The 14,491-nt window shown below is 64.7% G+C and carries 9 protein-coding genes; 5 read left to right on the top strand and 4 right to left on the bottom strand.

Annotated features, from left to right (window positions below):
- Nucleotides 1-19: 19 nt before the first annotated feature.
- From Spa11_RS18570 to Spa11_RS18555, 4 genes are all read right to left on the bottom strand, one after another.
- Nucleotides 20-2,329, bottom strand: coding sequence for a glycoside hydrolase family 95 protein (locus Spa11_RS18570; protein WP_145115074.1), 2,310 nt, complete (start codon nt 2,327-2,329; stop codon nt 20-22).
- Between the two features lie 138 nt (nt 2,330-2,467).
- Nucleotides 2,468-3,436 carry a DUF5107 domain-containing protein gene (locus Spa11_RS18565; protein WP_197529506.1) on the bottom strand — a complete coding sequence of 323 codons (969 nt, stop codon included), beginning with the start codon at nt 3,434-3,436 and terminating at the stop codon, nt 2,468-2,470.
- Entirely contained in the window at nt 3,433-4,869 is a 1,437-nt protein-coding gene (locus Spa11_RS18560) for a sugar porter family MFS transporter (protein ID WP_197529505.1), read from the bottom strand. Before Spa11_RS18560 ends, Spa11_RS18565 begins: the two co-directional genes overlap by 4 nt.
- A gap of 37 nt (nt 4,870-4,906) precedes the next feature.
- Nucleotides 4,907-8,257, bottom strand: coding sequence for a DUF5107 domain-containing protein (locus Spa11_RS18555; RefSeq protein WP_145115068.1), 3,351 nt, complete (start codon nt 8,255-8,257; stop codon nt 4,907-4,909).
- A gap of 310 nt (nt 8,258-8,567) precedes the next feature.
- On the opposite strand from Spa11_RS18555, the gene Spa11_RS18550 reads away from it, so the two are divergent.
- The 5 genes from Spa11_RS18550 (at nt 8,568) to Spa11_RS18530 (ending at nt 14,405) form a co-directional block, all read left to right on the top strand.
- A complete protein-coding gene (locus Spa11_RS18550) occupies nt 8,568-9,749 on the top strand; it encodes an AraC family transcriptional regulator (protein ID WP_145115065.1) in 1,182 nt (393 codons plus the stop codon).
- A gap of 495 nt (nt 9,750-10,244) precedes the next feature.
- Nucleotides 10,245-11,528 carry a dockerin type I domain-containing protein gene (locus Spa11_RS18545; protein WP_145115062.1) on the top strand — a complete coding sequence of 428 codons (1,284 nt, stop codon included), beginning with the start codon at nt 10,245-10,247 and terminating at the stop codon, nt 11,526-11,528.
- Nucleotides 11,529-11,584: 56 nt separating this feature from the next.
- Complete coding sequence (locus Spa11_RS18540) at nt 11,585-12,670, top strand: DUF1559 family PulG-like putative transporter (protein WP_145115059.1); 1,086 nt, start codon at nt 11,585-11,587, stop codon at nt 12,668-12,670.
- 1 nt (nt 12,671) lies between these two features.
- Nucleotides 12,672-13,100: a hypothetical protein gene (locus Spa11_RS18535; protein ID WP_145115055.1), complete on the top strand. Its 429-nt coding sequence runs from the start codon at nt 12,672-12,674 to the stop codon at nt 13,098-13,100.
- Nucleotides 13,101-13,319: 219 nt separating this feature from the next.
- Nucleotides 13,320-14,405 carry a PEP-CTERM sorting domain-containing protein gene (locus Spa11_RS18530; protein ID WP_145115052.1) on the top strand — a complete coding sequence of 362 codons (1,086 nt, stop codon included), beginning with the start codon at nt 13,320-13,322 and terminating at the stop codon, nt 14,403-14,405.
- Nucleotides 14,406-14,491 lie beyond the last annotated feature (86 nt).

The following is a 14,491-nucleotide window of genomic DNA, read 5'->3' as shown; positions in this document are numbered from 1 at the left end:
TCTGGTTCTCGCATGGTGCTCAGTCGCGGCGGCGGAATTGCAGGTGAAGCGTTTGGCCGGGCTCGGTACGCACCGCCGCGTAGCCATCCTGTTGAGGGAGGGCTTCGCTTGTGTCGCTGTTGACGACCGACTCACCCTCGTGAAGCAAGAGCCGAAACTCGCCGCCACGGCGTGAACGTATCGTCAGGGTTAGCGGTTTGCCATCCCGCCAGCGGAGGTCGAGCTCGAAGCCGCCCCGGGCGCAGAGGCCGGTGAACTCGCCATCGTTCCACGCTGCGGGCAGTGCGGGGAGCAGTCGGACGTGGCCGAGGTGTGATTGGACGAGCATCTCGCAGACGGCGGCTGCGTAGCCGAAGTTGCCGTCGATCTGGAACGGCGGGTGCGAGTCGAGGAGGTTGCCCATGATACCGCCGGCATGGCGGTCGAGTTCGGCGCCGGCGTCGAGGTTGGCTTTGAGTTTGGCGCCATCGACGAAGAGGCGGTTCACGAGTTGGTACGCGCGATCGCCTTCGTGCAATCGCGCCCAGATAGCCGCCTTCCACGCCATACTCCAACCGGTCGAGCCGTCGGGCCGGGCGTTGAGCGAGACCCGCGCGGCCTCGGCGAGCTCGGGCGTCGTGGTCGGCGAGATCTGGCGTCCCGGGTGCACCGCGATCATGTGCGACACGTGGCGGTGGTCGTCGTTGGGATCGTCGCGATCGACCATCCATTCTTGCAGCTGACCCCAACGTCCGATCTGCGGACCAAGCAATCGGTCGCGCTTCTGGATGAGCTGATCGCGGAACGCTTCGTGAACACCGAGCGCCTCGGTCGTTTCGATGGTGTTGGTGAAGAGGTCCCATACGAGTTGCTGGTCGAACGAGACGCCGTCTTCGTGAGGGCCGTGTTCGGGCGAGAAGCCGAGCGGCGAGACGAGTTCGCCGGTGGGCAGCTCCTTGAGGTCCGCCAGCCAGAACTCGCAGAGGTCGCGCTGGACCGGGTAGACGCGGTCGCGGAGGTAGTCCTTGTCGAGCGTGAACGCATAATGGTCCCAGAGGTTCTGCGCGAGCCAAGCGGCGTCCCCCTTCGACCATTGCCAGGTCGAGCCGCCGAAGAGGCCGTTCTCAGCGCGGAGCGCCCAGCCGGGCTTGCCGAGCTCGACGAAGGTGGCGTCGCGGCGCGGCTCGCGGATCGAGTCGAGCCAATCGGCGAGCGGCAGAAAGCACTCGGAGAGGTTCGCGGCGTCGACGAACCAGTAATTCATCTCGGTGTTGACGTCGGAGTGGTAGTCGCAACGCCAGACGGGTTTGTTGCTCTCGTTCCAAATGCCTTGCAGGTTGGCGGGCAGCGCTCCGGGTCGTGAGCTGCTGATCATCAGGTAACGCGCGAAGTGGAAGAGCAGTTCCTCGAGGTCGTGGTCGGGCGCGTCGGACGAGTAGGCTTCGAGTCGTTTGTCGGTCGTGAGCGCCTTCGATGACTCCGAGGTGTCGCCAAGATCGAGCGACACACGACTGAAGAGCGATTGGTAATCGCGGCGGTGCTCCTCGAGCAGGTTGTCGAAAGTGCGCTCTGCGGCGGCGTCGATCTGGCGGGCGACGCGCTCGTGCGGGTGGGCCCCCGTCCAACCCAGCGAGCGATCGGCGACATAGTTGGTGCCAGCGGCGAGCAGGATGGTGAGGCTGTCGCAGTTCTTGAAAGTGATCGCCCCCTCACCGTCGGCCGCGATCTCACCCCCCTCATGCGAGATGAGAGCTTGGGCCTCGTACTGGAGGGCGACTCGGTACTGCGGCTGGTCGGGCGATCGACGTTCTTCTTCGCCGTAAACGAATCCGCGGAGGTCGCCGCTGGCGGTGATGCGATTGCCGTTAGCGACGATCTTCGCGCCGTGGGTGTCGGTGAGTTGAAGGCGGCCGGAATACGCGCCGGGCTTGCTGGCAGTGAATCGGAAGACGAGCACCTGCGCTGGGTTGCTTGCGAAGTGCTGGCGGGCGTAGCGGACGCCGTCGGCTTCGTAGTCTTGCGAGTAGACCGCATCGCGGAGGTCGAGGCGGCGCGAATAGTTTGTGTGATCGCGGTGGTCGAACTCAATGAAGAGGTCGCCGAAAGCCTGGTAGGCGCCGGTGTCGGACTCGTCACCGATCCAGAGCGAGTCCTCGTTGAACTGCAAACGCTCGCGCGGGACGCCACCGAACACCATGCACCCGAGGCGGCCGTTGCCGAGCGGCAGGGCTTCGCTCTGCCAGTCTTTGGCGGGGCGGTCGTAGCGTAGGACGTAGTCGGTGGGATGGGCGTGCGTTGTCGCGGCGAAGAGGATCGTCGCCGAGGCAACGCAGAGCGGGAGCAGTCGCATATTCGTTACGGGTAGAGTTGCTGCTGTTTTGTGGGAGGGGTCTCCAGACCACGATTCCGCGCACCATGCCGAGTGTGGCCAAGAGACCGTAATCGGCGTCTGGAGACGCCTCCCACAGCTGCGGGAAGTCGGTGGTCGTTACGTTGCCTCAACGACTAGTCGCCAGTGTTGCGTCTCACCCGTCGTGAGCACGGCGGCTTGGCTGTCACGGGTGGCGTCGGCGAGGCTGTCGTAAGCCACGTTAGTTGGTTCGAAGCCCGCGTTGTAGTAGGGCGGGCAGTCGGCGCCCGACCAGCCGCCGTAGTTCAGCCAGAGGGCGAAGTTCGGCGCCACGCCTTCCAGCGACAGCGTGAGCCGGTCGACGTTATCGCTTTGCAAGCTCATCGTTGGCGTTCTTAAGGCAAAGAGCTTGAGCGCATACCCGGCGTCGGCGTCCGGGACGACGCGTAGATCGAAGTTTTCGCCGGTTCTGAGCGGGAGAAGCGGCCACTCAAACTCCGTGCCCGGCGGCGCCGCGTCGATACCCAGCGCTACCCCGAGTTTCATACGCGTCCCGGTCGGGAGCGACCAAGCGTCGCTTGGGCGGATCGCGATGAGCGGGTGGGCGGCCCAGATAAAGGGGGCGGGCAAAGAGGCCCGGTTTTCGGCCGTGTAGTCGCAGAGGAGTCTCCCGGCGTCCGCAGCGAGTGTTAGGCGTCGGGTGAAGGTGACGCCGAACTCGGTGAGCTCGCAACTTAGCGATAGTGAAACCGAGCTGTCTTCATTCACTGATTCGTCGACAACGGACCAGGGTCGGCGCCAGAGCTCGCCGTGGTCGCTGGTCGTTGAATCGCCCCAAGCCGTGCCAGCCAGCTCGCAGGGCGAGACGGTAGGAAAGACTTCATCCCAACCGCCGAAGTCGTGGGCGCTGAAATCCCTGGCGTCGGTCGCGGGCGTACGGAGCGAGAGGTGCGGGTTACGCCACAACCATTCACGTCCCGAGTGCCGTGAGCTGAGCGACACGATCTTGCCACCGAGCGCCGGGACGACGACGACGCGGAGCGTGTCGTTCGCGAGTTCGTAGGCGTCCCACGACTCGCAGCGGATGCGTTGGAGCGACGCGCTCACGGCGCTGCGCTCCAGGTAAGGGCGTCGTCTTCACTCGGTTCGCCCTGGGCCATCTGGCGTTCGATCTCTTCGAGCGTCAGGTCCTTCGTCTCGGGCAAGCGGCGCCAGACGAAGAGGGCGCCCGCCGCGCAGATGGCGGCGTAAAGCCAGAACGTGCCGTCGGGGCCGAGGCCGCGGTTGAGGTAGGGGAACGTGAACGTCAGCACCGTGCAGGCGATCCAGAGCGCCATCACCGCGACCGATACGGCGGCGCCGCGGATGCGGGTGGGGAAGATTTCGGAGATGACGACCCACGTTACCGGCGCCAGGGTCATCGCGTAGCAAGCGATCGCGGCGAGGATCAGCAGCACCATGTGCATGCCGCGGCTGTCGAAGTGGTAGGCGGCGCCGAGCGCCGTGTAGATGATCGCGAGCCCGATCGAGCCGCTGAGCATTAGCGGGCGGCGGCCGAGGCGATCGACCGTGGCGACCGCCAGCAGCGTGAAGACGAGGTTCACGACGCCCGTCAGCACGATGGTCGCCATGACGTCGTTGACGCCGTAGCCCGCCGCCGAGAAGACCTCTTGGGCGTAGTTGAAGATGACGTTGATGCCGCACCACTGCTGGAGGACGGCGAGGCCGACGCCGAGCGTCAGCACGCGCAAGCGATCGGGCCGGAGGAGCTCGGCGTAAGTTGCTTGCGAGTCGTCTTCGGCGAGCGCGCGGCGGATGTCGGCGATCTCCCTGCGGGCCATCTCTTCGCCCCCGAGGCGTCGCAGGGCGCCGGCGGCCTCTTCTTCGCGTCCCGCCTTTACGAGCCAACGCGGGCTCTCGGGCATGAAGAACATCAGCACGAAAAATGCGGCGGCGGGCAGGGTCTCCGCCGCGAACATCCAGCGCCACGCCGATTGGCCGTACCAGGATGCACGCAGCGTGTCGCCCGCCAGTTCTTCGGGCACGCCGAACGCGATGCCCCAGTTCACGAGTTGGGCGGCGAGGATGCCGATGACGACGGTGAGTTGGTTGATCGAGACGAACCGCCCGCGGTGCGAAGCGGGACTCACCTCGGCGATGTACATTGGCGACAGATTCGACGCCAAGCCGATGCCCACGCCGCCGATGAAGCGGGCAAGGTTGAAGGACAGCAAGCTGTAGGCGAGCGCCGTCCAAACTGCGCTGATGGTGAAGAGGAAGGCGGCTACGATCAGCAGCGGCTTGCGGCCGTAGCGGTCGGTCAGCGCGCCGGAGACCGCGGCGCCGAAGAGGCAACCGACGAGCGCGGTGCTCATCGCGAGGCCTTGCTGGAAAGCGTCGTCGGCGATGCCGAAGTAGACCTCGTAGAACGGTTTGGCGCCGCCGATGACGACCCAGTCGTAGCCGAACAACAGGCCGCCCATCGCCGCCACCAGGCAGATGGCCCACAGGAATCGCATCTGTGAAGCGGACGGGGACATCCAGGGTCTCGTGTTGAGAAAGAAGAGTGGCGGGTCGTTAGGAGGCGACGCTGGGATGGGGATTGGCCGTTGCGGTTTTGACGGGGGCGCCTTTGATATGAGCCATGGCGCCGAGGTGGCTGCGGTCGAGCCGGAGTATACGGTCCTGGGCTTCACCTGCTGAGCGGTCGTCGTTCAGGCCCGCCCAGCCGAGGGCCATCATGAACCGGCAGTGCAGCTCGTTCTTCGCGGCGAGATCGGCGTCGAAGACCAAGAAGTCGGGGAGCGAGACGGCGAAGAAGTCGATCGTCGGCTCGTCGTCGAGGTGCTCTTCGCCGAAGGCGACGAGTTTTTCGAAACGGCTCGTGGCTTCGTTTTCCCGGCCCAGGGCCCGCAGCGCGAGGCCTTGGTAGTAGATCATCTCGGGGGGCTGGTCGTTGTAGAACTGGGCGGAGGTGGGTTCGGCTAAGCCGCAAGCGGCGAGGTTGAACCAGTGGGTTGCTTCGTCTTCGCGGCCGAGGTTGCGGGAGGCGACGCCGAGCCAGTAGTGGACGTTGTTCTCTTGGGCGCCGGCGAGCTTGCCTTCGCCGAGGGAATCGGGGCGCTCGAGAGCTCGTTGGAGGAGATCGATCGCCTTCTTTGCGTCGCTGTCGTTGATCGCTTGGATGGCGAGCTCTGTGAGGGCGAGCACGTACTGCGTGGTGACCTTACCTTCACCGCCTTCCCACGGGTGGAACTTTCGGCCGAGGACGACGCTAAGGGCTTCGTCGTGACGGCCGAGCAGGTTGAGCAGCGTTGCGAGTTCGATGGTGAGGTCGTCGCGCTTGGCGACGGCTTCGCCATGCGATTGCAGCCGGGCGAGGCGCGACTCGGGCGTGTGGTTGAGTCGCTTGGCGAGCTGGTCGAGCTCGTAGAGGACGCGGGCGTCGTCGGTGTTGAGCCGGTAGGCTTCTTCGAGCATCCGCCACGCGCCGGCGGCGTCGTGACGTTTGTTGAAGTAGGCGAGGCCGAGGTTGCGACGCGGCTGCGCGAACTCTGGCGACAGGTCGCGGGCCTCTTCCCAGGCGCGGATCGCTTCGTCGTAGCGGCGCTTGCCGTAGAGGACGTTGCCGAGGTCGCACCACGCCTGGGCGTCATTCGGCAGTCGCTCCACGTGGTTCTGCAAGACACGCAGATCGGAGCGGCGATTCGGGAAGAAGCTCCCCCGCGGCGCCGTGGCGCCAGTCATGCCGTGGTACATCGCGGCTTCGGCGTCGCCCTCGGTTGCGGCGATGTCGGCGAGGTAGTAGTGGACCAACGACGAGTCGGGTTGGTTGTCCGTCCGCTGCAGGAGCCGTTGCAGCACAGCGGTTGTCCGCTGGAGGGCGCCGGCGCTCAGGTAGTCGTTCGCTAGTTCGAGGTGGTTGTGCGATGAAAGACCGACGCGGAGGTCGAAGGCTTCCCAGTCGCCGGTTGCTAGCGCCTTCTCGAAGAGGACGCCGAAATTGAACGGGTCGCGTGCCAGTTCGACGCCGGCGAGTTCGAGCATCGCCTCACGCCGGTCCGCTGACTTGAGCACGAAGCAAAGCAGGTGCGTTGCCTGGTGGTGGTTGGCGTTGCGCTCTAAGCAGCGACGCAAGACGGACTCGGCTTCTGGCCAGTCGCGTTTGCCGGCGGCGATGCGGCCGAGCTCGAAGTAAGCAGCGTCCTGGCACTCCGTGCGCCACGTGGACTTCCAGAAGGCGTCCTCGGCTTCGTCCGCGCGGCCTTGGGCGGCGAGCGCCAGGCCGAGGTTGTAGTGGCACTCGCCGTCGAGCGGATTCGGGTTGTGCTTCGTCGCCCGTCGGATGGCGGCGTGGAAGCACTCTTCGGCGGCGGCGTACTCGGCGCGGCGGAAGTGCGTGCGGCCGAGGGCCAGGTTGCAACGCTGGTCCTCGGGGTCGCGGCGGAGCGCTTCGCGGAAGTAATCCTCGGGCCGTCGCGTCGCGTGGCGATACTGCTCGAGATGCATGCCGGCGAGGTAGAGGGCCTCGTTCGAGGTGATCTCGCTCGGCTTGCCGATCGGTTTGGCGGGTTCGGGCGGGGTGTTATCGACGTTGGTGGGCCGATAACCGACGAGCTTGCGGCCCGCGGCGTCGAACACGGTGACGGTAAGTCTGCTGGGGTCAGTTCCTTCGGGAAGCGATGCGGTGAAGTCACGCCAGACGCTCGGGTCGGCGTCGAAGGTTTCTTCGAGCAGTGTCTGCGACCGCGCGATAAGCGCGACCTTAGCGCCTTGCTGGGGCGAGGTGACGTAGACTCGCATCGTCGCGCGGTCGCCTTCGACTTCAAGGCCCACGGCGGCGTCGGTGGTGGCGTTTTTGATGACGCCGACTCCCTTGTACGGCATGAAGAACTGCGTGAACGCCTTCTCTTCACCGGGGCTGAGCCAGGTGAAGTCGGGCTGGTTGTCGGTATAGACGCCGCACATCAGCTCGATGTACGGACCGTCCTCGTCGGTGAGCTGGCGGTCCCACGCGGCGCCGAACTCGCCGCAGCCCCATGTCCACTGCTTCTTGCCTGGCGAGACGTGGTGGCTGGCGACGTGCAGCAGGCCCGCTTGCCGGCCATGATCGTACGAGCCGACGAAGTTGTAATCCGAGTGGTGCGCCATGTAGGACGTGGGCACTGGGATGTTGGCGTAACGGCTGATGTCGGCGCCGGGGGCGTAGTCGATCTTGTAGTACGTCCCCGTGGCGATTGGGAACGAACTCGTGTCGCGCTTGCCGTGGTCCATCACCGCGGTGACGTCGGGAGGGAAGATCGATTGGTGGTTGGCGTCGACATGGACGGCGGGGTTTGCCCACCAGAGGAACGTCTCGGGGAGCGGCGTGCGGTTGGAGACGCGGCCGAGGATCTCGATGTACGCCTTGCCCGGATAGAGACGCAGGCCGTGGGCGCCGCGCGTGCCGACCATGCGATCGATTTCGTGGCACCAGACGGTCCACGAACCGTCGGCGCCCTCTTCGAAGTCGTAGTCGACGGTGTGGAAGGTGCTCGGCCGGTGGTGTTGCGGCCAGTTGAACTCGATGCCGCCGCTGACCCAGGGCCCGGCGAGGCCCACCAGCGCGGGCTTGATGACGCGGTTGTAGTAGACGAAGTGGTAGTCGTTCGTCTTGTCGAGCGCCATCTGAATCCGCCCGCCAAGCTCGGGCAGCACCATCACCTTGAGGTACTCGTTCTCGATGAAGACGGCGTCGTACGCACGCTCCGTTGGCTCGTTGGAGACGCTCTCGACCACGGGGAAGGGGTACACGGCGCCGCTGCTCCCCTGATAGACGCGCTTCTCCAGGAAGAACGGGTTGGGGTCGGGCGCGCCGGCCTCGTAGGTCGGGATCACGACCTGTTCACGCCACGCCAGAGCCTTTGCAGAAAAATCTCGATCAGCCATCGCTAACTTTAAGAGCCATCGGCTCGCCCCGAGAGATGCGGCGGGAGCGGCCTGGAAGGGGAACACTGGGAGTGACGAGTTTCAATAAGAGTGGCAGCCCCTTCATTGAAACCGACAAACGCTGTGGGTTCATTCAGCGGCTGCCTCAAAGGCTTGTGTGATTTCGTCATCCCCTGATGGCGGCTGGTGGGGGACGGTACGATCCCCGGTGTTGCGGTTCTTTGTCACGCAACCCTCGTCATACGGCGGTTATGCTCGGAAACGCTTCACACATTTCTTCAGGAGGGCCTCGCTCGGGGCTCGGACGGCTGTGAGTGACCGCAAAAGCGTTCTGTTGTTGATCGAAAGCTCGCGCGCCTACGGCCGTGGATGTTTGCTTGGCGTCGCCGCGTATGTGCGCTCGCACGGGCCGTGGAGCGTGGTGAACGTTGAACGCGGGTTGACGGAGAACCTGCCGAAGCTGCTGCGCTCATGGCGCGGCGACGGCGTAATCGCCCGGATCGAGAACGCCAAGATCGCCAAAGCGGTGCACGAGCTGGGCGTGCCGACCGTGGACTTACGCGGCTCGCACCGGCCGCCGGGCGGGGCGATGCTCGACACCGACCATCGCATCGTCAGCCGCATGGCGGCCGAGTACTTCCTTGATATCGGGTTCCGCCACTTCGCTTGCATCGGCTATCCGGGCGTTGATTTCTCCGAGCAACGGATCACGACCTACATCGAGTACCTCAACAGCCGGGGCTTCGATGTGGACGTTTACTCGTCTCCGAATCCTCCGCCGCACGGTTCGGACGTGCTGGGCTGGGAATCACGGGGCGAGATGGACCGCTCGGCGATCGCCGACTGGCTGCGCTCGCTGCCGCGGCCGTTGGCGGTGTTTGCCTGCAACGACGTGCGTGGCCGCCAGATCATCGACGCCTGCGCTCAGACGGGGCTCAATGTTCCGGAGGAGGTGGCGGTCATCGGCGTCGATAACGACGAGGTGATCTGCGAGCTGTCGAACCCGCCGCTCAGCAGCGTCCAGCCCGACACGTTACGCATCGGTTATGAGGGCGCTGCGCTGCTGGACGCGATGCTTGCCGGCGAAGAGCCACCGATAGGGACCATCTTTGTCCCGCCGAAGGGCATTTCGCACCGACTATCGTCCGAGGCGACGGCCGTTGATGATCGTGAGATGGCGACCGCCATGCAGCTGATCCGCGACCACGCTTGCGAAGGGCTCACGGTGCAGCAAGTGGTGTCGCGGATCCAGGTGAGCCGTTCGACGCTCGAGCGGCGTTTCCACGCGGCGTTCTCACGCACGCCGGCCGCGGAGATCGAGCGGGTGCGGATGTCGCGAGCGAAACTGCTACTGATGGAGACCAAGTACAAGCTTTCAAAAATCGCTTCGCTGACGGGTTATGGGTCGGCCTCGCAGTTCGCGACGGCGTACAAGCGGCACACGGGTTTGACCCCCGGCCAGTTCCGCAAACAGACGCAGTTGGCCCAATAAGCCGCGGAGGGCGGCGATCGCCGCCAACTATTCCTTTACAGTTTGCGGCAAGTTGATTGCGGTTTTTCGTCACGGGGTTTTAGCGATTTTGTCGCGCCGTTAGAAAACCGCTGGATTTGTGGCGTGGGTGTTTTTTCGCGGCGGGATCACGCGGCGGCCGAAGAGCCGCGGGGCCCTGTTTTCGCCGACGGATGGGGTTCGTCGAGAACTACAATCGAGAACGTCGCCGCTCGTAACGGGCCGGCGCCGGTTGCTTCTCGATCGAGTCTCGTCGCCGCTACGAAAGTGCTCTTCGCTGAACCGCTTTCTGTTGGGAGGTCGAGGATCGGCAGCGCCGTGTCGAGCGACACGCGGTCGCCATGCGAGAGGCCCGGTCAGCGCTTTGCGACGATCGGCCATGACGTGGTTTCCTACTCAACACGACTCCTTCGACATCCGTATCTTCTCACTACTCAGGCGAGTCGCCCCACTATGTGTTGCCCCCGCTTCGTCTCGATGCTCTGTCGCCGCACAAGTCTCCGCGTCGTGGCCGCCGCCGCGGTCGCTGCGCCCGGCGCGGCGCTGGCGCTGAACAACGCCTACAACCTCGCGCCCTACGGCACGGCCACCGCGACGGGTTCGGACTTCGGCGGCGAGATCGCCTACGGCATTGACGGCAACCGCAATGGCGACTTCAACGCGGGGTCGGTCTTCTATGGCAACGCCAACGCCGAGAACCCGCCGCTGTTCTATGCAGTGGACCTGGGCGTCGAGGCCTACGTCGATCGCATTCAAATCATTCCGCGCACGGACGCGACTCAAGGCGTCTTCGGCAACTTCCGACTCACGATCGCCGAGGACGACGGCGCCGGCAATCCGGGCGCCGTGGTCTTCTCGCAGGACTATAACGCCACGAACTTCGAATCCGGGACCTGGGCGACCACGGCTCCCGACGGGGCGCGCGGACGGCACGTCCGTATGGAGCGGCTCGACAACAACTATTGGCTGACGTTCGCCGAGTTCGAGGTGTTCGGGTCATCCGAGCCGCTGAAGTTCTCGGAGAGCGACAACATCGCCCGCGGCAAACCCGTGACGGTGTCTTCGGCGCCGGGCTTCGGCGCCATGCTGACTAGCGCTAACGACGGAAACATCAACGGCAACTTCGGCGGTCCGGGCAACCGTCCCGTTTATCACTCGGCCCTGCCGGGCGTCGGAGAGTCTTGGCAAGTCGATTTGGGCGCCGAGACCCAGCTGGATCACCTCCAATTGTTCACGCGCGGTGAGTTCTCTCGCAACGACGAAACGGGCGAAGTCTGGTCGACGACCACGGAGTACCGGGTGTCGGTGCTCGACGCCGGGCTTTCGGAGGTCGGCGCCTTTGTCGTAACTCCGAACGCCCTCTACAGCGAAGACCCCGACTACGACCTGCTGATCAACACGATGGGGCTGACGGGTCGGTACGTCCGCGTCGAGACGACCAAGGACGAGTACCTCGCTTTCTCAGAGCTGCGTGCTTTCGCCGGCTCGGGCGATCCGCTGCTCGTTGGCGACTACAACCAGGACGGGGTCATCAGCAGCCGGGATTACAACGTCTGGCGTAACGAGTACGGCTCGCTAACGAGCCTCGCCGCCGACGGCAATGGCGACGGCGCCATCGACGCGGCCGACTACACCGTGTGGCGCGACGCCCTGGCCGCCTTCACGGCCGGCTCGCCTTCAATGGGGGTGACGATTCCCGAGCCAACCACGCTCGCGCTCGTCGCTGCTGTGGGCCTCGTGGCGGTGCGTCGTCGGGGCTGAGGCATCCATCAGGAACAGGCCCCACCTGGGGCATTGGCGATAAGGACAGGTGATCGATGTCAGACAAGATGATGATGAATCGTTGTGAAGGCCACGACGCACGGCGTGACGGCTTTACCCTCGTGGAGCTGCTGGTGGTGATCGCCATCATCGGCATCCTGGTCGCGCTGCTGCTCCCCGCGGTGCAGGCGGCGCGAGAAGCGGCGCGGCGGGCGCAGTGCACCAACAACATGAAGCAGGTCGCTCTGGCCGTGCTCAACCACGAGAGTCAGAAGGGCCGATTGCCGCGCGGCACCTACAACTATCTCGACAGCACCGGCGCCGGAACGGCTCCTCCCTACGGCCAGCACGACGGCAACAGCTCGCCCAACCCCAGCCAGGACAAGTACGACCGCCGCTGTTGGTTCCACGACTTGCTGCCGTTTGTCGAAGAGCAAGTGCTGTCGGACGCGTTCGAAGACTACATCAACAAGCCGCTTGCATGGGGGCCGTACCCGACGGCGCTCGATTTCCCGCAGTCCTCGACGGTGGCGCCGTCGTTCATGTGTGTGTCGGACCCGATCTCGCCGAAGCTGCAGACTTTCCATCCGGGCCTGTTAACCGAGTTGACGCAGGGGTTCTCGGGCAACTACGTCGGCTGCGCCGGCAGCTACTACCAGAACATGCTGCGGGAGACCGATCCCGATTTTGAGAAGTACGGCAACAATCGCTTTCTGTCGGGCGCCTATTCGGACGGGGTGCTCCTGGGAGGCCGCGACGTGAAGCTCTCTACCGTCACCGATGGCACGTCGAAGACGGCGATGATCTCGGAAGTCCGGCTCGTCGCCGACACACTGGGGAACGACGGGCGAGGTCGCTACTACAACCCGGCTCACGGCGGCGTGTTGTTCACGACGCTCGAGCCGCCAAACTCGCAACGTGGTGACGAGGTCTCGTGGGTCAGCGAACTGAACGACAACACCATGGCGCCGATCGCGCAGGTCGGCGCCGGTGACGCCTACATGATGACGGCCCGCAGCTACCACGCCGGCGGCGCCAACGTCGCGCGGGTGGATGGGTCGGTCGCGTTCGTAAGTGAAAGCATTGAGCGTGATGTTTACCAAGCGATGGGGAGCCGTGATGGCGGCGAGGTTGCCAACTGACATGAACGCGTTTCAGAACAACCGGTCGGTTGGCGGCCCCGGCCTGCGAGCAGCCGGTTCGCTGGTGTGGCTCGCCGGCTGCATGGCCCTAGCGGGGTGCGGGCCGGCGGGGCCGCCAACCTACCCGATCGCCGGCGTCGTGACCTACGACGGGCAGCCGCTGCCAACCGGGACACTGACGCTGATCCCCGACGATCCCAAGGCGCGGACGACCGTTGCGAAAATCACCGACGGCGCCTACGCAACCGAGATCACCGAGGGCGAGTGGACGGTCAATCTCATGGCGGTTCGGGAAACGGGGCCGGTCGATCCCAAGCTCAAAGAGGCGCCGCGCGAGCAGTACCTCCCCGCCAAGTACAACCGCCAATCGACGATGAAGGTGACTTCGCCGGTGGAAGGTGGGAAGAAGGATTTCGATCTGACGCCGTAGAGGTTGCTTCTGCAACGGAAGAAACCACAGAGCCATTGAGAGAACGGAGGACGCACCGAGGAGACGTCTCAGTGTCTTTCTCTGTGCCCTCCGTGGCTCTGTGGTTAAGCAGGTCGTAGCGACTGACTCGAAGCTTCGAGACCGTCGCGATAGATGCTTTTCTACGTCGGCGGTTTGTCCGTCCGGGCACTCTTTTCTTTCATCTTGGAGTTGCGACTAATGAAGACGATGACACCACGGCTCGCCACCCGTGCTGGGGCGACGCTCTTAGTTTTGGCGGGAATTGCCAGTCCCACGAATCTTCTCGCCGCGCCGACAACGACGAATCTCGCCGTCGGCGGAACAGCTACAGCCACCGGCGCTGATTACGGCGCCGCGATTGAGGACGCGATTGACGGCGATCGCAACGGCGACTTCGGCGCCGGGTCGGTGTTCTACGGCAACGCGATCGCTGAGAACCCGCCGCTGTTCTACCAGGTCGATCTCGGCGCGAGCGCCTACATCGAGCGGGTGCAGCTGCTCCGGCGCACCGACGCGCAGCAGGGCGTTTTCGGCAACATGCGGCTCACGATCTACGAAGACGACGGCGCCGGCGCCCCGGGCGCGGTGGCGTTCACGCAAGACTACTTGACGAATGGCTTCACGATCGGCAGCTGGGGCACGACCGACCCCGGCGCCAGCGCCCCCGGCGGCGCCTTCGGACGCCATGTGCGGCTGGAGCGGCTCGACAACAACTACTGGCTGACGTTCGCCGAGTTTGAGGTGATCGGGTCGGGGACGCCGCTGCTCTACACCGAGGCCGACAACCTTGTCGTTGGTAAGCCGGTGACGACGTTATCCGGCCCCGGCTATGGCGCGCAGCTGACGTCGGCCAACGACGGCGGAATCAACGGCGATTTCAACTTCGGCGACCGCAGCGTCTATCACTCCATTAACTTCGGCGTGGGCGAGTTTTGGCAAGTGGACCTTGGCGAGACGACGCCGCTCGAGTTTGCCGAGCTGTTCGTCCGCAGCGACGAGCAGACCACGAGCCAGTTTAAGGTCGCGGTGCTTGACGAGTCGCTGGCCGAGGTGGGTTCGGTCATCGTTGATAACAACGGGCCGATGGGCGCGACGCCCGATTACGACCTGACGGTGGACCTGAGCGGCCTGACGGGTCGGTACCTGCGGGTCGAGACGACGCGCGACGAGTACCTGGCTTTCACCGAGTTGCGGGCGTTCGCGCCGGCGGTGCCGGAGCCGACAGCTGTGTTGTTGATCGGCGCGGGGTTGTTGAGTGTGGCGGTGCGCCGCCCGTTCGCTTGACCAGCGCGCTTTGTGGAAAGAAGTGGCTATTTCGATTCGGGGTTTCATTTGTCGTCTGGTAAAATGCTGCTTCGAACAGGCGTGAA

Source organism: Botrimarina mediterranea, from assembly GCF_007753265.1.
Classification (GTDB): domain Bacteria; phylum Planctomycetota; class Planctomycetia; order Pirellulales; family Lacipirellulaceae; genus Botrimarina; species Botrimarina mediterranea.
Note: the sequence above shows the minus strand (reverse complement) of the source record. Positions and strands in the feature narration are given on the sequence as shown.

Excerpts from the sequence above, each read along its gene's own strand:
- Spa11_RS18570 (WP_145115074.1), bottom strand. The coding sequence starts at position 2,329 with ATGCGACTGCTCCCGCTCTGCGTTGCCTCGGCGACGATCCTCTTCGCC.
- Spa11_RS18560 (WP_197529505.1), bottom strand. The coding sequence starts at position 4,869 with ATGTCCCCGTCCGCTTCACAGATGCGATTCCTGTGGGCCATCTGCCTG.
- Spa11_RS18555 (WP_145115068.1), bottom strand. The coding sequence starts at position 8,257 with ATGGCTGATCGAGATTTTTCTGCAAAGGCTCTGGCGTGGCGTGAACAG.
- Spa11_RS18545 (WP_145115062.1), top strand. The coding sequence starts at position 10,245 with ATGCTCTGTCGCCGCACAAGTCTCCGCGTCGTGGCCGCCGCCGCGGTC.
- Spa11_RS18540 (WP_145115059.1), top strand. The coding sequence starts at position 11,585 with ATGTCAGACAAGATGATGATGAATCGTTGTGAAGGCCACGACGCACGG.
- Spa11_RS18535 (WP_145115055.1), top strand. The coding sequence starts at position 12,672 with ATGAACGCGTTTCAGAACAACCGGTCGGTTGGCGGCCCCGGCCTGCGA.
- Spa11_RS18530 (WP_145115052.1), top strand. The coding sequence starts at position 13,320 with ATGAAGACGATGACACCACGGCTCGCCACCCGTGCTGGGGCGACGCTC.